Source organism: Micromonospora sp. NPDC085948 (assembly GCF_040686315.1).
Taxonomy (GTDB): Bacteria; Actinomycetota; Actinomycetes; order Mycobacteriales; family Micromonosporaceae; genus Micromonospora.
Map to the genome: position 1 here is coordinate 48481 of NZ_JBFBJW010000014.1, position 18238 is coordinate 66718.

Genomic DNA, 18238 nt, shown 5'->3' on the forward strand with positions numbered 1-18238 from the left:
GGCGGAGCGTCCCGCCTCCGGGTGGCCGATACGCTACGGCTACCCGTTCGCAGGTAGGTTTACAGTTAGCAAAGTTTACTAAAACTAGAGGACGTGTCATGAGTGCGACCCGGCTGCCCGGCACCCCCCGCCTGTTGCGGGCGCTCAACGACCGTGCGGCACTGGAGCTGCTCCTCGAACGCGGCCCGCTGACGAGGGCCCGGCTCGGCGAGCTGACCGGGCTGTCGAAGGTCACCGCCTCGCAGTTGGTCGAGCGGTTGGAGGAGCGTGGCCTCGTCACGCGGGTCGGTGAGCAGGCCGGCGGGCGGGGGCCGAACGCTCAGCTCTACGCGGTCAGCCCCGGCAGTGCGCACGTGGTCGGCGTGGACGTCGGGCCGGACCGGGTGGTGGCCGCGTGTGCCGACATCACCGGCGCGGTCATCGGCCGGGTGGAGCAGTCGACCCGGGACACCGACGACCCGGTGGGTGTCGTGCACAACGCCGTGGTGCAGGCGGCCAGCAGCGCCCACGCGCAGCTCAGCAGCGTACGGCGGATCGTGCTCGGCACCCCGGGCCTGGTCGACCCCGGCACCGGCGACATCACCTTCGCCTTCAACCTGCCGCGCTGGCACAGCGGCCTGCTCGCCGCCCTGCGGGAGGACCTGCACACTCCGGTGGTCTTCGAGAACGACGTCAACCTGGCCGCGGTGGCCGAGGCGCAGTCCGGCGCCGCGCAGGGGCTGGCGGACTTCGTCCTGGTCTGGGTGGGCGCCGGCGTGGGCCTGGCGATCATGCTGGGTGGGCGGCTGCACCACGGCAGCAGTGGAGCGGCAGGTGAGATCGGCTACCTGCCGGTACCCGGCGCGCCCATCCCACGCGACGTCTCCCGCCGCGCCAAGCCCGCCTTCCAGCAGCTCGTCGGTGCGGATTCGGTCCGCGCGGTGGCCCGCGAGCACGGTTATCCGGACACCGACGCCGCCGAGGCGGTGCGCGCGGCCGTAGCGGCCGGCGCCGACGGTGGCCCGATGCTCGACGAGCTGGCCCGCCGGCTCGCGCTCGGCGTGGCGAGCACCTGCGTGGTCCTCGACCCGCCGTTGGTCGTGCTCGCCGGCGACGTGGGCCAGGCCGGCGGCGCCGCACTCGCCGAACGGGTGCAGCACGAGGTCGCCGCGATCACCCTGGTCCGGCCGCGGGTGGTGCCGACCGGGCTGACCGAGGAGCCGATCCTGCACGGCGCGCTGCGCACCGCCCTGGACGCCGTGCGCGACGAGGTGTTCGGCTCCACCGTCGGCTGAGCCCGCTGCGCCGGTCATGTGAAGGAATATTTCACCGCAGCTTGACAGGTTGCAAGCTCTTGCCGCGTCGTGATCGCCACCGGCTGCCGCGTCGCGATCGGCCGCCGGGTCGCCCGCGACCACGCGGGCGACCCGGCGGACCGCGACTCAGAGCAGGTCGCGTCGGCGGAACACGGCGAACGCCGCAGCGGTCAGCCCACCGGTGATCACGAGCAACACCAACAGCGACGGCAACCAGGTCAGCGTGTAGAACCCCTCGCAGTAGGAGCCAACGCTGCCGCCCCGGCAGATCCGTGCGTCGTAGAAACGCGCCTCGCCGTTGAGCCACGCCCCGATGTGGCTGGAGAGCATGAACCGGTCCGACTCCGGGGCGTCGACGATCTCCAGAACCAGCCGGCCGCCCAGCTCCCAGACCACCACGTACGCGGCGAGCGCGCCGAGGGCCGCCGAGGTGTGCCGACCCAGCGTGGCAATGGCGAAGCCCGCCGCGCTGGCCAGTAACACCAGCACCAGTCCGCGGCCGTGCACCGCGCCGAGTTCGCGCCAGAATTCCCCGCTCAACCGGCCGGGCAACCCGGCGGTCTGCCCGATCACCCAGAACGTGGCGAGGTAGGCCACCGACGCCAGCAGGGCCAGGACCAGCACCGTGCCGAGCAGGGTGCCCAACTTGGCCCCGAGCACCGTCAACCGGCGTGGCCGCCAGAGCAGCAGGTTCACCACTCCGCCGGAGTTCAGGTCGGCGCCGATGTAGGAGGCGCCGACCAGGAACCCGAACAGCACCAGGAACGCGATCAGGAAGTAGAGCAGCGGCCGCGCCTGCTGGGCGAAGCTGAACACCCCCGGCAGGAAGTCGGCGGCGGTCGGCAGCTGCTCCTGCCGGACCGGGTCGATCTCCGAGCACTCCGCCGGAAAGTACTGGTCCATGTCCCTCTGCGGGAGTGTGCCGTTCTGTCGGGCCAGGCACTGCTGGTAGGCGGTCTCCATCCCCTGTAGCTGCTCGGCGGCCTGCTGCCGCGCCGAGTTCAGCTCGCTCGCGCTCGGCTTGTGCGACCCGGCCAGGGTGGTCGCCGCCGTCACGGCGAACGCCAACGCCAACAGGACGACCATGAGCTGCACGAAACGACGACTGAACAGTCGCTCCAACTCGGCACGAACCAGGTTCACGCGTCCACTCCCCGATTGAGATCAATCACAGCTTCGCCCTGCTCGCCGTCCGGCAGCGCCGAGCCGTCGACCTGCCGGGGGACCGACGACTGCGCGTACGCGCCCGTCAGCTCCAGGAAGACGCTCTCCAGATCCGGCCGAAGCGGCGTCAGCTCGCCCACCCACAGCCCCTGCTCGCCGAGCACCCGACTGATCACCGTTCCGTCACTCACACCGCTCACCACCAGCGCCTCGCCGTCGACGACCGCCGTCAGCTCGGCCGCGTGCAGCAACTCCACGGCGCGCTCGGGCTCGGCCACCCGCACCACGAACTCGTGTCGGTCGTGGCCGGCCAGCACCTCGTCCACCCGGCCGGCCGCCACCCGCTTCCCCCGCGAAATGATCGTCACGTGGTCGCAGATCAACTGGATCTCACCCAGGATGTGACTGGACACCAGCACGGTCACCCCGTTGGCCGCCAGCGACCGCATCAGGTCCCGCATCTCCCGGATGCCCGCCGGGTCCAGTCCGTTCGCCGGCTCGTCCAGGATCAGCAACCGCGGCTCCTTCAACAGCGCGGACGCCACCGCGAGGCGCTGCTTCATGCCCAGCGAGTAGCCCTTCACCCGCTCGTCGCCCCGGTCGCGCAGACCCACCGTCTCCAGCGCCTCGTCGACCCGCGAGACCGGCACCCCACCGGCGCGAGCCAACAGGCGCAGCGTGCGGTACGCGGTGAAGTTGCCGAAGAACTGGGGGCTCTCGACGATCGCGCCGACCTGTCCCGCCACCCGGGGCAGCAGCTCCGGCGACGGTTGGCCGAGCACGGTCATCCGTCCACCGTCGGCGCGTACCAGGCCGAGCAGGGCCCGCAGGGTGGTGGTCTTGCCGGAGCCGTTGGGCCCCAGGAAGCCGTGGACCTGGCCCGCCTCGACCAACAGGTCGAACCCGTCCACTGCCACCCGCCGGCCGTTGCGCAGGCTGCGGAAGGTCTTGCGCAGACCCTCGATCTCGATGACCGCGCTCATCCGCGCGGCTCCGAATCTTGACGGAACATCAGCCGTCCTCCGGGTTTGGTGATCAACGACACGGCGCTTCACCCTATGGCCGAGGTGCCGCCCGTGGGGGGCACCACGGCGCTGCGTGGTTGGATGGTGCGGTGACTGGTGACCTGATCCTTGGCGCTGCCGGCGCCCCGCCTGTGGACCCGGATCTGGTGGTCAGCCTGGCCGGCGTCGGTGTACGCCGGTCCGGCACCGCCCTCCTGCAGGACCTGACCTGGCGCGTCGAGTTGGACGAGCGGTGGGTGGTGCTCGGCTCCAACGGCGCTGGCAAGACCACCCTGCTCAACCTCGCCTCGGGCCGGCTGCACCCGACCACCGGTGTCGCGCACGTGCTCGGCGAACGGATCGGCCGCACCGACGTCAACGAGCTGCGTACCCGGATCGGGCTCACCACCGCCGCGCTCGCCGAGCGGCTGCCCGCCGACGAGCGGGTCACCGACGTGGTGGTGACCGCCGCCTGGTCGGTGGTCGGTCGCTGGCGGGAGAACTACGACCCGGCCGACGAGGCGCGGGCGCGGGCACTGCTGAGCCAGCTCGGCGTCGGTGGCCTCGCCGAACGCCGCTACGGCACGCTCTCCTCGGGTGAGCGCAAGCGGGTGCAGATCGCCCGGGCCCTGATGACCGACCCGGAGCTGCTGCTGCTCGACGAGCCGGCCGCCGGGCTCGACCTGGGTGGACGCGAGGACCTGGTCGCCCGACTGGCCGAGCTGGCGTACGACCCGGACGCCCCGGCGATGGTGCTCGTCACCCACCACGTGGAGGAGATCCCGCCGGGGTTCACCCACGCGCTGCTGCTGCGCGAGGGTGGGGTGGTCGCCCAGGGTCTGCTCGCCCAGACGTTGACCGGCGACAACCTCTCCAAGACCTTCGGCCTGCCGCTGGTCGTCGAACGGTCGGGCGACCGTTACACCGCGCGGGCCGCCTGAGCGTCAGGACAGGGCGGAGATGACAGTGCCACAGACCCGGGTCGCCGTGGTGGGCAGCGCCAACATGGACCTGGTCGCGATGGCACCCGCGCTGCCCCGGGTGGGTGAGACCACCCTCGGCACCGACTTCGTGATGGTGCCCGGCGGCAAGGGCGCCAACCAGGCCATCGCCGCCGTCCGGGCCGGCGCCTCCTGCGCGTTCCTCGGCGCGATCGGCTCGGACGCCTTCGGCGTCACCCTGAAGGCCCGCATCACCGCCGCCGGCGTGGACACCAGCCAGCTGCGCGTGGTCTACGGCACCTCCGGCGTCGCGCTGGTCATGGTCAACGCCCAGGGTGAGAACGCCATCATGGTGACCCCCGGCGCCAACGACGCCCTGGTCGACCTCACCGAGGAGGACCTGGCCACGGTGCGCGCGGCGGACGTGCTGGTCGCCCAACTGGAGATCCCGGTGCGGACCGTGACGGCCGCCGCGGTTGCCGCCCGCGCCGCCGGCACCCGGGTCATCCTCAACGCCGCCCCGGCCCGGGACCTACCGCCCGAGCTGCTCGCCGCCGTGGACGTACTCGTCGTCAACGAGGGCGAGGCGCAGGCGCTCACCGGCCGTGGCCGGGAGGACCCCCGGGCGCTGCTCGACCTGGCCCCCCGGGCCGTGCTCACACTCGGCGGCGAGGGCGCCCGATACGTGGACCGCGACGGCACCGACGTGCACGTGCCGGCGGTACGGGTCGACGTGGTCGACTCCACCGCCGCCGGTGACGCGTTCACCGCCGCGCTGGCCGTCGGCTGGGGCGAGGGACGCGACCTGGTCGACGCGGTGCGCTGGGCGTCGGCGGCCGGCGCGGCCTGCGTCCGCAAGCTCGGCGCCTCGGTGGCGCTGCCGCAACGCGCCGAGATCGACGAGCTGTACGCGCCAGCCTGAGCGCGCCCACCTGCCCGCGACGATCACCTGCGCATGCTGATCCCCCACGCCCGAGGGGGAGGGTTCAGCCGACGGGTTCGTCGCTGAGCTTTTCGCCGCGTCGACGCAGCATGCCCAGCCCGGGGATGCCGGCCACGGCGAGCTTGAGGTCGCGGGTCACGTCCAGCAGGTCGTGCAGGTCCGGCCCGACCCGGTCCAGGGTGGCGAGGATCGGCAGGATGTCGGCCGTCAGGTGCTCCCTGAGCTTGGGCAACTCGTCGATCAGGTGGATCGCCGCGCTGATCTCCTCGTGGCTCAACTCCTCGACGAACGTCCGCGCCATCGGCGCGGCCCGGCGCAACGCGGGCTCGTACGCCGCCAGCAACTCGGCGGCGGTGGCCGCGGCCTCCGTCGCGGTGCCCACGGTGGCGGCGGCCCGGCCGGCCACCCTGTCGGCCTCGGCGACCACCGAGCCGGCCGACCGGGACACCCGGTCGGCTTCGGCGACCACCACGGCGGCGGCCGTCGCCACCTCGGTGGCCGTGTCGATGGCGGTGGTCGCGGCGGCGCTGATGACGGCCACCTCGCGGACCGCTGCCTCGGCGTCGGTGAGCACCTGGTCGGTCCGGTCCAGGGTCGTCTCGATCCGGTCCACCACGCCGTTGATCCGGGCCAGCAGCGCCTCCACCCCGTCCAGCACCGCGAACGCGCGGGCGGGCACGGCGGCCATCGAGGCGGCCGAGCCGAGCGCCTGGTCGAGAGCGAAGCGGGTCAGACCGACAACGGCGGTCGGGGTGGGGAGGGGAATCGCCATGGGACCAAGTGTGCGTCGGCCGCGCCGCAACCGCCTGACGGAGCCGGTCAGCGTGAAGGTCGGCCGGCGGTGTCGGCGCGGGCCACCCGCAGCGCCCACCAGACCAGCGGCGCCTGCAACGGCACGCGGCCGTACGCGATGGCCCGCTCCGTCGGGCGTCGGTGCCGCCAGTCCACGGCCATCTTCACGTTCGCCGGCAGGACGGCGACGAAGAGCGCGGCGGCGGCCCGACCGCCGGCCCGCCGGGTCCCCGGGTTCGCGACCGCCGCCGCCACCGCGAGTTCGGCCACCCCGCTGGCGTACGTCCAGAACCGGGCCGGGCCGGGCAACGCCCCCGGCACGATCGGGTCGTAGAAGCCGGGCCGTACCAGGTGGGTGACGCCGGCCGCGGCGAGCAGGCCGGCCAGGGCGACGGCCTCGCCGCGGCGGGTGGTCATCGATGGTCTCCCTGCTGTTCGACGGCGCGCTGCACGGCCCGGTAGATCTGCCCGAACCGTAGCGCGTCCGGGGTGCGCACCAGCAGGTCCTCCCGGCCGTGGTGCTGCACCCACAGCTCGTGCACGTGGCTGCCGCGCTCGTAGGAGCGGTCCAGCCAGCCGAGGGGGATCTCCAGGAACGGCAGGGCCACCACCGCCCCGACGGCGCAGGCGGCGAGGATGATCAGCGCCAGCTTCCAGTTGCCCCGGTCCTGCGCGGACCACGCGAGTGAGAGCACGCAGACCACGGCGACCAACGGCGGCAGCGAGAGCAGCAGCACCAGGACGCCACGCCCCAGCACGCGACCGCGGACGGCGAGAGTCTTCTGCCCCCGGGAGTGCCAGACGAACGTCACGTCGGACAGGGCGATCACGTGACCACCCGCCCGGATCGACTCGGAGGTCACCTGCACCGCGTCGTCCCGGTAATAGAGGGTCATCACTAAGCCTAACCACCGGCAGGCAACCCGCGCCTCGGCAAACGTGGACGGTTCTCCGTCAGCGGCTGACGGAGACTGTCCACGATTGGCAGACCGCTAGCGACGGGTGCCGGGGCGGGCCGGTTGGCTGTGCTCGACCGCGCGCTGCACCGCCCGGTAGATCTGCCCGAAACGCAACGCGTCGCCGGTGCGCAGCAGCCGCACCGGCTGGCCGCGCCAGCGGGCCCAGATCTCCAGTTGGCGGCTGCCCCGGGCGTACGAGCGGTCCAGGTGCTCGAAGAGGAAGTCGGCGACCGGCCCGACGGCAAGCCCGACCAGCACCGACGCGCCGACGATCGCGATCGTCACGGTGGGTGAGCGGTGCAGCCAGATGGCCACGCCGATGCCGAGGACCGCCGCGACCAGCGGACCGGCGAGGGCGGCGCCGATCGCGCCACGCCCCACCAGGACGCGCCAGGAACGGCTGCCGCGGCGGTGCCAGATCATGGTGATGTCGGTGAGCGCGTAGCTGCGGCCGTCGGCTCGGAAGGTGGTGGAGGTGACCTGCACCGACCTGTCGTCGTAATACGTGACCATGTCTGGACTCCCGCCCACGGGGCTGACACCACACTACTTACCCAAACGAGCCGGGTCGTAAGGTTGGCACGCGACTTCGACGAGGAAGTGAGGGCAGTGTGGGCGAGTTCGTTCGGCTGGAGACCACTGACGGCATCGGCACGATCCGGCTGGAGCGGCCGCCGATGAACGCGCTCAACACCCAGGTGCAGGAGGAGTTGCGCGCCGCCGCCACGGCGGCCACCGCCGACCCCGAGGTCCGCGCCGTCATCGTGTACGGCGGGGAGAAGGTCTTCGCCGCCGGTGCGGACATCAAGCAGATGGTCGAGATGTCCTATGTCGACATGGCCGATCGGGCCGCGAACCTGTCCAGCGCTCTGGGTGCGATCGCCCGGATCCCGAAGCCGGTGGTCGCCGCGATCACCGGGTACGCCCTCGGTGGCGGCTGTGAGCTGGCGTTGGCCTGCGACTGGCGGGTGGTCGCCGAGGACGCCAAGCTCGGCCAACCGGAGATCAAGCTGGGCATCATCCCCGGCGCGGGCGGCACCCAGCGGCTGGCCCGCCTGATCGGCCCGGCCCGCGCCAAGGACCTGATCATGTCGGGGCGGATGGTGGACGCGCAGGAGGCGCTGCGGATCGGCCTCGCCGATCGGGTCGCCCAGGCCGCCGAGGTGTACGACACGGCTGTCGCGCTGGTCACCCCGTACCTGAACGGGCCGGCGCAGGCGCTGCGCGCGGCGAAGCTGGCGGTCGACGGCGGCCTGGACATGGACCTGAACTCTGGCCTGGCCTGGGAGAGTCAGCTCTTCGCGGCGCTGTTCGCCACCGACGACCGGCGCGAGGGCATGGCGGCCTTCGTCGAGAAGCGCAAGCCGGACTTCACCGGCCGCTGACCCGTCGGTCCACCCTCCAACCGCCCCCTGACCTCGGTAGCGTCCACCGGCCGGGACCACTGTCGGACGGCCAAGTGACTGGCCGGTAACCTGTGATCCCGGCCACGGACGATGGGAGCGACATGACGGAGCGGATCGAGGGTCACGGCGGCGAGCTGGCGCTCGCGGCCCTACGCGCGCACGGCGTACGGGAGATGTTCACACTCTCCGGCGGGCACGTCTTCCCGCTCTACGATGCCGCGTACAAGACCGACTTCCCGATCTACGACGTCCGGCACGAGCAGTCCGCCGTGTTCGCCGCCGAGGCGGTCGCCAAGTTGCAGCGCCGGCCCGGCCTCGCGGTGCTCACCGCCGGACCCGGTGTCACCAACGGCATCTCCGGCATGACCAGCGCGTTCTTCAACGCCTCCCCGGTGCTGGTGCTCGGCGGCCGCGCGCCCGCGTTCCGCTGGGGCTCCGGCAGCCTCCAGGAGATGGACCACCTGCCGCTGGTCACCCCGGTCACCAAGCACGCCGAGACGGTGTTCAGCACCGACGACATCCCGCGTGCGGTGGGTGCCGCGCTCACCGCCGCGCTCACCCCGCACCGTGGTCCGGCCTTCCTCGACTTCCCGCTGGAGACGATCTTCTCGGTCGCCGAGGTCGACCAGCCCACCGCCTCCGGCGTCGACCCGGTCGTGCCGGACCCGGAGGAGGTCGGCCGCGCCGCGATGCTCATCGCCGGGGCACAGCGACCGGTCATCATCGCCGGCTCCGACGTGTACGCGGGCGACGCGATCGCCGCACTACGCGAGGCGGCCGAGGCGTTGCAGGTGCCGGTCTTCACCAACGGCATGGGCCGCGGCTCACTCCCGCCCACGCACCCGCTCGCGTTCGCCAAGGCCCGTCGGGCAGCGCTCTCCGGCGCCGACGTGGTCGTGGTGGTCGGCACCCCCCTGGACTTCCGGCTCAGCTTCGGGGACTTCGGCGACGCCAAGGTGGTGCACATCGTCGACGCGCCCAGCCAGCGGGCCTCGCACGTGCAGCCGGCCGCCGCCCCCGCCGGCGACCTGCGCCTGATCCTCTCCGCGCTGGCCGACCACTCCGGGGACCGGGCCGACCACACCGACTGGATCGCCGACCTGCGCGTGGCCGAGGACGCGGCCAAGGCCCGGGACGCCGCCGAGATGGCCGCCGAGACCGACCCGATCCGCCCCGCCCGGATCTACGGCGAGCTGCGTCGGGTGCTGGACCCGGACGCCATCACCATCGGCGACGGCGGCGACTTCGTGTCGTACGCCGGGCGGTACCTCGAGCCGGCCCAGCCCGGCACCTGGCTGGACCCGGGCCCGTACGGCTGCCTGGGCACCGGCATGGGCTACGCGATGGGCGCCCGGGTCAGTCACCCGGACCGGCAGATCTGCGTGCTGATGGGAGACGGCGCCGCCGGCTTCTCGCTGATGGACGTCGAGTCGCTGGTCCGCCAGAAGTTGCCGGTGGTGATCGTCGTCGGCAACAACGGCATCTGGGGGCTGGAGAAGCACCCGATGCGGGCCATGTACGGCTACGACGTGGCCGCCGACCTCCAACCGGAGTTGCGCTACGACACGGTGGTCAGCGCGCTCGGTGGGGCGGGGGAGACGGTCGCCAAGGCGGCCGACCTGGGTCCGGCCCTCCAGCGGGCGTTCGACGCCGGAGTGCCGTACCTGGTCAACGTGCTCACCGACCCGACCGACGCGTACCCCCGGTCGTCGAACCTGGCCTGAGGCGCACCCGCCGCCGCCGTCGCCCCTCGCGGGCGGCGGCGGCGCGGCGTCTTCCCGCAGCTAAATACACGGAAAGTTAGCTCCGGTCGTCGTAACGTCAGCGCGGGAACGGCGGGACGTCAACCTGTCGCCCGACGACAGGAGTTGCGATGGACCACGCGATCCGCGCCGAGGGCCTGGTGCGGCGTTTCGGCGCCACCACCGCCCTCGCCGGAGTTGATCTGGAGGTTCCGACCGGGACCGTCTTCGGTCTGCTCGGGCCGAACGGCGCCGGCAAGACCACCGCCGTGCGGGTGCTCGCCACCCTGCTGCGGGCCGACGAGGGGCACGCCACGGTGGGTGGCTTCGACGTCGTGCGCGACGCGCACCAGGTGCGTCAGCTGATCGGTCTGACCGGCCAGTACGCCTCGGTCGACGAGACCCTGACCGGCGCGGAGAACCTGCTGCTGATCGGTCGGCTGCTCGGCCTGAGCAGGTCCGACGCCCGACAGCGCGCCCGCCGACTCCTCGCCGACTTCGACCTCAGCGACGCCGCCGACCGGGCCGCCAAGACCTTCTCCGGTGGGATGCGGCGCCGGTTGGACCTCGCCGCCAGTCTGGTCGGCCGGCCGCAGGTGCTCTTCCTGGACGAGCCGACCACCGGCCTGGACCCGCGCAGCCGCAACGACCTGTGGGAGATCGTCCGCACTCTGGTCTCCGACGGCGTGACGGTGCTGCTCACCACCCAGTATCTGGAGGAGGCCGACCAGCTCGCCGGCGAGATCGCCGTCGTCGACCACGGCCGGGTGATCGCCCAGGGCACGCCGGAGGAGCTGAAGTCCAAGACCGGTGGTCAGACCCTCACCGTGCGGCCGGCGGACGGCAGCGACCTGGGCATCGTGACCGCCATCGTCGGCGAGGTGTCCGGTGCGATCCCCGAGGTGGCCCAGAGCGCCGTCACCGTCGCCGTGAACGATCCCGGCGTCCTGCCCGCAGTGGTCAGACGCCTCGACGCCGCCGAGATCGCGGTCGCCGAGCTGGCACTGCGCGGCGCCAGCCTGGACGAGGTCTTCCTCTCGCTCACCGGCCACCGGGCCGAGGACTCGCCGGCCGCCACCGATCTGGAAAGGACCCCGGCATGACCGCCGCCACCATCCCCGCTCCGCTGGCGCCGACCCGCCGGGTCAGCCCGGTCGCGGGCGTCCGGCACACCGTCACGCTGGCCTGGCGCAGCCTGGTACAGATCAAGCACAACCCGATGGAACTGCTCGACCTGAGCATCCAACCGGTCATGTTCGTGCTGCTGTTCACCTATGTGTTCGGCACCGCCATCGCCGGGTCGTCGGGTGAGTATCTCACCTTCATGCTGCCCGGCATCATGGTGCAGAACGCGCTGTTCGCCACGATGACGACCGGGTTCGGGTTGAACAACGACCTGACGAAGGGCGTGTTCGACCGTCTGCGGGCGCTGCCCATCGCCCGGTGGGCGCCGTTGGCCGGCCGGATCCTCGCCGACACCGTCAAGCAGGCCTGGTCGATCGCGCTGCTGCTGGGTGTGGGGTCGATTCTCGGTTTCCGGGTCGGCAACGGGCTGCTCGGGGTGGTCGGGGCGTTCGCGCTGCTGCTGGCGTTCACGTTGGCCGCGTCGTGGATCTCGGTGCTGGTCGGCGTGCTGGTCAGCGAACCGGACAAGGTGCAGATCTTCGGCTTCACGGTGATCTTCCCGCTGACGTTCACCAGCAACATCTTCGTACCCACCGACCAGATGCCGAGCTGGTTGCAGAGGTGGGTGGAGCTCAACCCGGTGACCGTGGTGGCCGACGCGCTGCGCGGGCTCCTGGTCAGTGGGCCGGTGGCCGGTCCGGTCCTCCAGACGCTGCTCTGGGGCTTCGGCATCGCGGTGATCTTCGCGCCGTTGGCGGTGCGCGCGCTCAGGCGTCGAGTCTGAGCCTCACACCTCCGGCCGGTCCCCCTCGCGGGGCGGCTCACCGTCGTGCCGCCGCAGGTCGTCCTCGCGTCGGCGCAGGTCCTCCTCCCAGCGGCGGAACAGCTCCTGGTCCTGCTGCTGGGCGCGATCCTGCACGGAGCGGAGGAACTCCGGATCGTCGTCGGGGGCGACCGGCCGGGGGCGCTGCCGCTGGGGCGAACCGGCACCGCCGGGCCAGCTCTTCCCGGCGCCGGGGCTGGGCTCCCGGCCCGCGACGAACCAGGCGATCGAGCCGACCAGCGGGAAGAACAGGATGATCAGCACCCAGGCGATCCGGGGGAGGGCGCGGATCTGACCCTCCTCGGCGGAGAGGCAACTGATCAGCGCGCAGACGGCGAGGACAATCTGCGCCAGGAAGAGGAGAACGTACAGCCGGGCCATCCACCCATCATGGCGCACCGAGGCTCGTCACCACAGTCCGCGAAGCACCAGCAGCACTCCCAGTAGCGCGAGCCCCACGGTGCCCACCGCGGCCAGCGGCAGTGTCCGACCGCCGGTGCGGGCCGGGCCGGTGCCGGTGCCGCGCGGCCAGCAGAGCACCAGCAGGGTGCCCCAGACCAGCACGGTCACGCCGGCGATCAGCGCCCCGGCCGGGCCGCCCGCCGACGCCAACCGGACGGCGAGCGCGGTCACCACAGTCAGCGTGAGCAGGGTGCGTCGCCAGGCCAGACGGGTGCGCTCGGGTTGCAGCCCGGCGTCGCGTCCGGTGCTCACCGCCCGCCGACAGCCCGGACCAGGACGGCGATCACCAGCAGCACCGCGCCGGCGCCCACGGCCAGGGCCAGGATGGCGGGAAACCGGGACGCGGGCAGCTCCTGACCGAGCCGGATGGCCCGCTCGGTACGCGCCCAGTGGTCCACGGCGCGGATCGCGACCGCCCCGCCGAGCAGCAGCAGCGCCACCGCGATCATCTCCCGCAGGTGGCTCATCGGCAGCGGCGGCAGGAACTGCGCGGCGGCCAACCCGCCGCCGACCAGCGCCAACCCGGTGCGCAGCCAGGCGAGGAAGGTCCGTTCGTTGGCCAGCGAGAAGCGGTAGTCCGGCGGTTCACCGACCGTACCCAGCTCCGCCGGGTCGAACCATCGCCTGATCGCCGCCCACACGGGGGGAGAATATCCGCTTCCCATCCCGCTTAGCCTGACTCGGTGACTGATCTCGACGTGTCGACCCTGCGTGCCGCCTACGACAACCAGCTCCGCCCGGAGATCCCCGACCCGGTTCCGGCCGGCGTGACGGTGGAGCGGGACGGTCCGTTGGTCCGCATCGTCGGGCTCGACGCCGGCGGCTTCCTCACCTACCGCGACCTGGGCGGACTCACCGGGGGCGCGCTGGACGAGCTGATCGCCCGGCAGGTCGCCCTGTTCCGCGAGCGCGGCCAGTCGGTCGAGTGGAAGCTCAACGAGCACGACGAACCGGCGGACCTGGCGGACCGGCTGCGCGCGGCCGGCTTCGTGCCGGAGGACCGGGAGACCGTCGTGGTCGGGCCGGTCGCCCCGCTGGCCGCCGCGCTGCCGGTCACCCCCGAGGGGGTACGCCTGCGTGAGGTGTCCTCCCGCGCCGACCTGGAGCGGATCGCCGCCATGGAGGAGGAGGTCTGGCAGGAGGACCGTTCGCACCTCGTCACGGGTCTGGGCAAGGAGATCGACGCCGACCCGAACTCGATCACCGTCGTGGTGGCCGAGGCGGACGACACGGTGGTGAGCGCCGGTTGGGTGCGCTTCCCGGCGAACACCGGCTTCGCCACCCTGTGGGGCGGCTCGACCCTGCCGCAGTGGCGGCGCAGGGGCATCTACCGGGCGTTGGTCAACTACCGGGCGCGACTGGCCGAACAGCGAGGTCGGACGCTCATGCAGGTCGACTGCTCCGAGGACAGTCGGCCGATCCTCCAGCGGCTCGGCCTCGTCGCGGTCACCACCACCACCCCGTACGTCTACACTCCGTGATCATGGAGCAGCGGTTGACGGACGAGGAGCGTTCGATCCTCAAGACCGGCGCCTTCGGTGCCGTCTTCCTGGTGTCCAACGCCGACCCGGGGGTGCTGGGGGTGATCCGGGAGAGCGTCGCCGCGTCCAGCGCACTCGCCAACGCCAGCGGGACGGTCAAGGAGGCGCTCACCACCGGTCCGCTGCCGCGGATTCCCCGGGACTCGCAGTTGGAGATCGAGTCGGTGGTGCTGCCGGCGCTGCGGCACGCGGTGCGGATCCTGCGGGACAAGTCACCGCAGGACGTGGAGGCGTACCGCTCGGTGGTGTTGGGTGCGGCGGACCGGGTGGCCCGGGCGCACGCCGGGGTGGCGCCCGCCGAGGCGGCGGCCATCGACCAGATCCGGGGCGCGTTGGCCGACCCGGCCTGACCGTCCGCCCCGCGGTGAGCTGTGTCACTCCGAGTGCCCCGGGGAGCGCAAGCTACCGACAGGTAACATTGCGTCGTGGGCAACTGCACAGCAGCCCGCGGTTGACCTGGCGTCGACCGACGCGCGACGCTGCGCCCCAGACCGGGCGAGCGAATCGCATCACCACACAGGAGGGTCGTCGAAGCGCGATGAATATCGTCGTACTCGTCAAGCAGGTGCCTGATTCGGGCGCGGACCGCAACCTGCGCAATGACGACAACACCGTCGACCGCGGTTCGGCGAACAACGTGATCAACGAGATGGACGAGTACGCCATCGAGGAGGCGCTGAAGATCAAGGAGGCGCACGGCGGCGAGGTCACCATCCTGACCATGGGTCCGGACCGGGCGACCGAGTCGATCCGCAAGGCGCTCTCCATGGGTCCGGACAAGGCCGTGCACGTGCTGGACGACGCCCTGCACGGTTCCTGCGCCGTCGCCACCTCGAAGGTGCTCGCCGCCGCTCTCGGTCAGCTGAACGCCGACCTGGTGATCTGCGGCGCCGAGTCCACCGACGGTCGGGTCCAGGTCATGCCGCACATGATCGCCGAGCGGCTGGGCGTCGCGGCGCTCACCGGCGCCCGCAAGCTCACCGTCGACGGCGGCACGTTGACCGTGGAGCGGCAGACCGAGGAGGGCTACGAGGTGGTCACCGCCGCCACTCCGGCCGTGGTCTCCGTCTGGGACACGATCAACGAGCCGCGCTACCCCTCCTTCAAGGGCATCATGGCCGCCAAGAAGAAGCCGGTGCAGACGTTCTCCCTGGCCGACCTGGGTGTCGCGCCCACCGAGGTGGGCTTCGACGGGGCCACCAGCGCCGTCGTCGAGCACACCAAGCGCCCCCCGCGCTCCGGTGGCGCCAAGATCACCGATGAGGGCGAGGGCGGCGTCAAGCTGGTCGAGTTCCTCGCCACCGAGAAGTTCGTGTGAGAGGGGGTTCCGACATGTCTGAGGTTCTCGTCGTCGTCGAAGCCACGAAGGAATTCGGCGTCAAGAAGGTCACCCTGGAAATGCTCACCATCGCCCGTGAGCTGGGCACCCCGAGCGCGGTGGTGCTCGGCGGCGCCGGCGCCGCCGAGGCGCTGAGCGGCAAACTGGGCGAGTACGGCGCGGAGAAGATCTACGCCGCCGAGGGTGACGAGATCGACGGCTACCTGGTGGCCCCCAAGGCCACCGTGCTGGCCGAGCTGGTCCAGCGGGTGCAGCCGGTCGCCGTGCTGTTGGCCTCCGCCCAGGAGGGCAAGGAGATCGCTGCCCGGCTCGCCGTCAAGCTGGACAACGGCATCCTGACCGACGTGGTCGGCCTCGACGCCGACGGCACCGCGACCCAGATCGCATTCGCCGGCTCCACCATCGTCAAGTCCAAGGTCACCAAGGGCCTGCCGCTGGTCACCGTCCGGCCCAACTCGGTCACCCCCGCCCCGGCGGCGGCCACCCCGACGATCGAGCAGCTCACCGTGTCGGTCACCGACACCGACAAGCTGGCCAGGGTCGTCGAGCGGGTCGCCGAGCAGAAGGGCTCCCGGCCCGAGCTGACCGAGGCCGGCGTGGTGGTCTCCGGTGGTCGCGGTGTCGGCAACGCCGACAACTTCAAGCTGGTCGAGGAGCTGGCCGACCTGCTCGGCGGCGCCGTCGGCGCGTCCCGCGCGGCCGTCGACTCCGGCTTCTACCCGCACCAGTTCCAGGTGGGTCAGACCGGCAAGACGGTCTCCCCGCAGCTCTACGTCGCGCTCGGCATCTCCGGTGCCATCCAGCACCGGGCCGGCATGCAGACCTCGAAGACCATCGTCGCGGTCAACAAGGACGGCGAGGCGCCGATCTTCGAGCTGGCCGACTTCGGCGTGGTGGGCGACCTGTTCAAGATCGTCCCGCAGGCCGCCGAGGAGATCCGCAAGCGCAAGTGACCCCGCGCTGAGACCGGTGGCCGCCCCCGACGGGGGCGGCCACTGTCTCTCGATGGGAGCTGATCGGCGGGCCGGGGAGCTGAACCGGCCCGCCGATCAGCCCGTCAGGGTGCCCCTCAGCAGGCTGTCGCCGGAATGGGCGGTGTTGTTGTCGTACTGCTCGGCGGAGACGTCGACCACCGAATAGCTCTTGAGGTCGACATTCGGGGGCAGGGGTAGCAGCGCATCCGCGCCGCCACCCAGGGTGCCGACCGAAAACATCTTCATCGTCGTCGGGTTGATGAGCCAGACCTCGTAGTACCCCGGGACGCGCGGGAGATTCGCCACATGCAGATGTAGTTGGCCGTCCCGCAGAACCCGGGCGTCACCCTTGGCCGCCGGGGGCGTCGACCCGTACGCCGCCAGCGGCGCACTCGCCACCACCACAGGCGTCGGAGCGGGCGCCGGGTCGTCCGGCCGCAGCACCGAGACCGTGCCCAGCACACCCACCGCCGCAGCGGCTGCCGCGGTGACGGCGGTGGCCGCCCAGCGCGACCAGCCGGCCCCCCGGCGAGATCGCCGCGCCGGATCCAGCCGGATGACTGTCGGCTCGCCGGTCGTGCCGGTGGACGGTGCGGCCGTGCCGGTGGGGCGCTCACCCGTCGTGTCGGTGGACGGTGCGGCCGTTTCGGTGGCCTGCCCGATCGGCGTGTGGTTGATCGGCTCGGCCCGGGTGCCGACGGCTTGCCCGGGGAGCCGCCGCGGACGTGCCTCGATCGGTGACGGCTCGGCCTCCGCCGCCCTGACCTGGGCGGCGATGCCCTGCCAGACATGCTCCGGCGGGTCGGGCAGGTCGGCCAGACCCTGCGTCTCGGTGCCGAGGCCGGCCACCTGCTGGAGGGTCGACACCTCCGCCCGGCAGAGCGCGCAGGTGCCGAGGTGGGTGCTCTCCCCGTTGTCCGCCTCGCTCTCACCGAGCGCCAGAAAGACCAGCCGCTCGTGGCCCAGGTGCTGCACCATCCACCTCCCATCTGCGTTTCAAGCTCGCCATGCCGCGCCGGATGTGGCTCTTCACGGTGCCCAACGGCACTCCGGTCACCGTGGCTATCTGCTGGTGTGTCAGATCGTCGTAGAAGGCCAACTCCAGCATCCGCCGCTGGTCGTCCGGGAGACGAGCCAGCTCGTCGGCGATCACCAACCGGTCCACCACGCGGTCCGGGTCCGGGTCGGCGGGTTTCGGCTCCGGCAGTTGCCGGACCGTCTCCACCACCCGGGTCTCCCGGGCGGAGGCGCGCATCCGGTCGATCACCTTGCGCCGGCCGATGCCGAGCAGCCAGCCGATCAGCGATCCCTTGGCCGGATCGAAGGTGTCCCGACCCAGCCACGCGGCGACGAACGTCGCCTGGGTGACGTCCTCGGCGTCGGCGCGGTTGGCCAGCATCGAGGTGGCCAGGTGGAACACGGCCCGACCGTACCGGTCGTACGCCTCGCGCAGCGCCACGTCGTCGCCCGCGCGGAAGCGGAGGTCGAGGTCGTCCACCGGGGGGTCCGGTTCCTCGTGCGGGGCCGTCATCGGGCGGCTCGCCTTCGATGGGGCATGCCCGACTGTAGCTGCCACAGTCTCCGCCCCACTCTCCCGGTCGATGTCATCTCAGCAGCTATTCGTCTCGCGACCCCGGTTCGGATGCAGTCGGGGCCGAAGAAGAAAAGTCCCTCCGATCCGCATCCGCCCGTCCGGACGGCGGCGTAACCAGTTCTGCAAGCCAGGCC

The 18238-nt window shown here is 72.0% G+C and carries 22 protein-coding genes; 11 read left to right on the forward strand and 11 right to left on the reverse strand.

All coding sequences use genetic code 11. The annotated features are described in order from the left end of the window. Positions 1 to 98 precede the first annotated feature (98 nt). On the forward strand, positions 99 to 1274 hold the full coding sequence (locus AB0O48_RS27700) for an ROK family transcriptional regulator (RefSeq protein WP_357250793.1): 1176 nt from the start codon (positions 99 to 101) through the stop codon (positions 1272 to 1274). 147 nt (positions 1275 to 1421) lie between these two features. Here AB0O48_RS27700 and AB0O48_RS27705 read toward each other — a convergent pair whose 3' ends face one another. Both AB0O48_RS27705 and AB0O48_RS27710 read right to left on the reverse strand, forming a co-directional pair. Beyond that, entirely contained in the window at positions 1422 to 2438 is a 1017-nt protein-coding gene (locus AB0O48_RS27705) for an ABC transporter permease subunit (protein WP_357250788.1), read from the reverse strand. Beyond that, complete coding sequence (locus AB0O48_RS27710) at positions 2435 to 3442, reverse strand: ATP-binding cassette domain-containing protein (RefSeq protein ID WP_357250785.1); 1008 nt, start codon at positions 3440 to 3442, stop codon at positions 2435 to 2437. The genes AB0O48_RS27705 and AB0O48_RS27710 overlap by 4 nt, the downstream gene beginning before the upstream one ends. 131 nt (positions 3443 to 3573) lie before the next feature. On the opposite strand from AB0O48_RS27710, the gene AB0O48_RS27715 reads away from it, so the two are divergent. Both AB0O48_RS27715 and AB0O48_RS27720 read left to right on the forward strand, forming a co-directional pair. Then, positions 3574 to 4404 carry an ABC transporter ATP-binding protein gene (locus tag AB0O48_RS27715; protein WP_357250782.1) on the forward strand — a complete coding sequence of 277 codons (831 nt, stop codon included), beginning with the start codon at positions 3574 to 3576 and terminating at the stop codon, positions 4402 to 4404. A 25-nt stretch (positions 4405 to 4429) separates the two neighbouring features. Beyond that, positions 4430 to 5326 carry a ribokinase gene (locus tag AB0O48_RS27720; RefSeq protein ID WP_365069221.1) on the forward strand — a complete coding sequence of 299 codons (897 nt, stop codon included), beginning with the start codon at positions 4430 to 4432 and terminating at the stop codon, positions 5324 to 5326. Positions 5327 to 5390: 64 nt separating this feature from the next. On the opposite strand, the gene AB0O48_RS27725 is transcribed toward AB0O48_RS27720, so the two are convergent. The 4 genes from AB0O48_RS27725 to AB0O48_RS27740 form a co-directional block, all read right to left on the reverse strand. Further along, positions 5391 to 6119: a hypothetical protein gene (locus AB0O48_RS27725; RefSeq protein ID WP_357250773.1), complete on the reverse strand. Its 729-nt coding sequence runs from the start codon at positions 6117 to 6119 to the stop codon at positions 5391 to 5393. 47 nt (positions 6120 to 6166) lie between these two features. After that, positions 6167 to 6556 carry a hypothetical protein gene (locus tag AB0O48_RS27730; protein ID WP_357572181.1) on the reverse strand — a complete coding sequence of 130 codons (390 nt, stop codon included), beginning with the start codon at positions 6554 to 6556 and terminating at the stop codon, positions 6167 to 6169. Continuing rightward, positions 6553 to 7035, reverse strand: coding sequence for a DUF6232 family protein (locus AB0O48_RS27735; protein ID WP_357250768.1), 483 nt, complete (start codon positions 7033 to 7035; stop codon positions 6553 to 6555). Before AB0O48_RS27735 ends, AB0O48_RS27730 begins: the two co-directional genes overlap by 4 nt. Before the next feature lie 96 nt (positions 7036 to 7131). Then, on the reverse strand, positions 7132 to 7611 hold the full coding sequence (locus AB0O48_RS27740) for a DUF6232 family protein (RefSeq protein ID WP_357250765.1): 480 nt from the start codon (positions 7609 to 7611) through the stop codon (positions 7132 to 7134). Between the two features lie 98 nt (positions 7612 to 7709). On the opposite strand from AB0O48_RS27740, the gene AB0O48_RS27745 reads away from it, so the two are divergent. The 4 genes from AB0O48_RS27745 (at position 7710) to AB0O48_RS27760 (ending at position 12155) form a co-directional block, all read left to right on the forward strand. Then, positions 7710 to 8483: an enoyl-CoA hydratase-related protein gene (locus AB0O48_RS27745; RefSeq protein WP_365069174.1), complete on the forward strand. Its 774-nt coding sequence runs from the start codon at positions 7710 to 7712 to the stop codon at positions 8481 to 8483. A 122-nt stretch (positions 8484 to 8605) separates the two neighbouring features. Continuing rightward, a complete protein-coding gene (locus tag AB0O48_RS27750; RefSeq protein WP_357250759.1) occupies positions 8606 to 10228 on the forward strand; it encodes an acetolactate synthase in 1623 nt (540 codons plus the stop codon). Positions 10229 to 10377: 149 nt separating this feature from the next. After that, positions 10378 to 11349 (forward strand): ATP-binding cassette domain-containing protein, encoded by a 972-nt coding sequence (locus AB0O48_RS27755; RefSeq protein ID WP_365069175.1) that lies wholly within the window; start codon positions 10378 to 10380, stop codon positions 11347 to 11349. Beyond that, positions 11346 to 12155: an ABC transporter permease gene (locus AB0O48_RS27760; RefSeq protein ID WP_357250753.1), complete on the forward strand. Its 810-nt coding sequence runs from the start codon at positions 11346 to 11348 to the stop codon at positions 12153 to 12155. Before AB0O48_RS27755 ends, AB0O48_RS27760 begins: the two co-directional genes overlap by 4 nt. A 3-nt stretch (positions 12156 to 12158) precedes the next feature. Here the strand turns inward: AB0O48_RS27760 and AB0O48_RS27765 are convergent, their stop codons facing one another. From AB0O48_RS27765 to AB0O48_RS27775, 3 genes are read right to left on the reverse strand one after another with little or no spacing between them, the layout of a single operon-like run. Beyond that, positions 12159 to 12575 (reverse strand): PLD nuclease N-terminal domain-containing protein, encoded by a 417-nt coding sequence (locus AB0O48_RS27765; protein WP_357250750.1) that lies wholly within the window; start codon positions 12573 to 12575, stop codon positions 12159 to 12161. 27 nt (positions 12576 to 12602) lie between these two features. Then, complete coding sequence (locus AB0O48_RS27770; protein ID WP_365069176.1) at positions 12603 to 12908, reverse strand: DUF202 domain-containing protein; 306 nt, start codon at positions 12906 to 12908, stop codon at positions 12603 to 12605. Next, entirely contained in the window at positions 12905 to 13297 is a 393-nt protein-coding gene (locus tag AB0O48_RS27775; protein WP_365069177.1) for a DUF202 domain-containing protein, read from the reverse strand. The genes AB0O48_RS27770 and AB0O48_RS27775 overlap by 4 nt, the downstream gene beginning before the upstream one ends. 42 nt (positions 13298 to 13339) lie before the next feature. Here AB0O48_RS27775 and AB0O48_RS27780 point away from each other — a divergent pair, with 42 nt between their 5' ends. The 4 genes from AB0O48_RS27780 to AB0O48_RS27795 all read left to right on the forward strand — a co-directional run bounded on the left by AB0O48_RS27780 (position 13340) and on the right by AB0O48_RS27795 (position 16489). Continuing rightward, positions 13340 to 14137, forward strand: a complete 798-nt coding sequence (locus AB0O48_RS27780) for a GNAT family N-acetyltransferase (RefSeq protein ID WP_357250741.1) — start codon at positions 13340 to 13342, stop codon at positions 14135 to 14137. Continuing rightward, on the forward strand, positions 14134 to 14547 hold the full coding sequence (locus tag AB0O48_RS27785) for a hypothetical protein (RefSeq protein ID WP_357250739.1): 414 nt from the start codon (positions 14134 to 14136) through the stop codon (positions 14545 to 14547). The genes AB0O48_RS27780 and AB0O48_RS27785 overlap by 4 nt, the downstream gene beginning before the upstream one ends. Before the next feature lie 188 nt (positions 14548 to 14735). Continuing rightward, positions 14736 to 15515, forward strand: a complete 780-nt coding sequence (locus tag AB0O48_RS27790; RefSeq protein ID WP_357250736.1) for an electron transfer flavoprotein subunit beta/FixA family protein — start codon at positions 14736 to 14738, stop codon at positions 15513 to 15515. A 14-nt stretch (positions 15516 to 15529) separates the two neighbouring features. Further along, positions 15530 to 16489, forward strand: coding sequence for an electron transfer flavoprotein subunit alpha/FixB family protein (locus AB0O48_RS27795; RefSeq protein ID WP_365069178.1), 960 nt, complete (start codon positions 15530 to 15532; stop codon positions 16487 to 16489). A 96-nt stretch (positions 16490 to 16585) separates the two neighbouring features. On the opposite strand, the gene AB0O48_RS27800 is transcribed toward AB0O48_RS27795, so the two are convergent. Both AB0O48_RS27800 and AB0O48_RS27805 read right to left on the reverse strand, forming a co-directional pair. After that, a complete protein-coding gene (locus AB0O48_RS27800; RefSeq protein ID WP_365069222.1) occupies positions 16586 to 17485 on the reverse strand; it encodes an anti-sigma factor in 900 nt (299 codons plus the stop codon). Further along, positions 17439 to 18041 carry a sigma-70 family RNA polymerase sigma factor gene (locus AB0O48_RS27805; RefSeq protein ID WP_357250727.1) on the reverse strand — a complete coding sequence of 201 codons (603 nt, stop codon included), beginning with the start codon at positions 18039 to 18041 and terminating at the stop codon, positions 17439 to 17441. The genes AB0O48_RS27800 and AB0O48_RS27805 overlap by 47 nt, the downstream gene beginning before the upstream one ends. Positions 18042 to 18238: the final 197 nt, after the last annotated feature.

Bases quoted from the DNA above. Each gene is read 5' to 3' on its own strand.
- AB0O48_RS27700 (WP_357250793.1), top strand. From the start codon at position 99: ATGAGTGCGACCCGGCTGCCCGGCACCCCCCGCCTGTTGCGGGCGCTC.
- AB0O48_RS27790 (WP_357250736.1), top strand. From the start codon at position 14,736: ATGAATATCGTCGTACTCGTCAAGCAGGTGCCTGATTCGGGCGCGGAC.
- AB0O48_RS27735 (WP_357250768.1), bottom strand. From the start codon at position 7,035: ATGACCCTCTATTACCGGGACGACGCGGTGCAGGTGACCTCCGAGTCG.
- AB0O48_RS27725 (WP_357250773.1), bottom strand. From the start codon at position 6,119: ATGGCGATTCCCCTCCCCACCCCGACCGCCGTTGTCGGTCTGACCCGC.
- AB0O48_RS27795 (WP_365069178.1), top strand. From the start codon at position 15,530: ATGTCTGAGGTTCTCGTCGTCGTCGAAGCCACGAAGGAATTCGGCGTC.
- AB0O48_RS27755 (WP_365069175.1), top strand. From the start codon at position 10,378: ATGGACCACGCGATCCGCGCCGAGGGCCTGGTGCGGCGTTTCGGCGCC.
- AB0O48_RS27760 (WP_357250753.1), top strand. From the start codon at position 11,346: ATGACCGCCGCCACCATCCCCGCTCCGCTGGCGCCGACCCGCCGGGTC.
- AB0O48_RS27740 (WP_357250765.1), bottom strand. From the start codon at position 7,611: ATGGTCACGTATTACGACGACAGGTCGGTGCAGGTCACCTCCACCACC.
- AB0O48_RS27730 (WP_357572181.1), bottom strand. From the start codon at position 6,556: ATGACCACCCGCCGCGGCGAGGCCGTCGCCCTGGCCGGCCTGCTCGCC.
- AB0O48_RS27710 (WP_357250785.1), bottom strand. From the start codon at position 3,442: ATGAGCGCGGTCATCGAGATCGAGGGTCTGCGCAAGACCTTCCGCAGC.
- AB0O48_RS27805 (WP_357250727.1), bottom strand. From the start codon at position 18,041: ATGACGGCCCCGCACGAGGAACCGGACCCCCCGGTGGACGACCTCGAC.
- AB0O48_RS27765 (WP_357250750.1), bottom strand. From the start codon at position 12,575: ATGGCCCGGCTGTACGTTCTCCTCTTCCTGGCGCAGATTGTCCTCGCC.
- AB0O48_RS27750 (WP_357250759.1), top strand. From the start codon at position 8,606: ATGACGGAGCGGATCGAGGGTCACGGCGGCGAGCTGGCGCTCGCGGCC.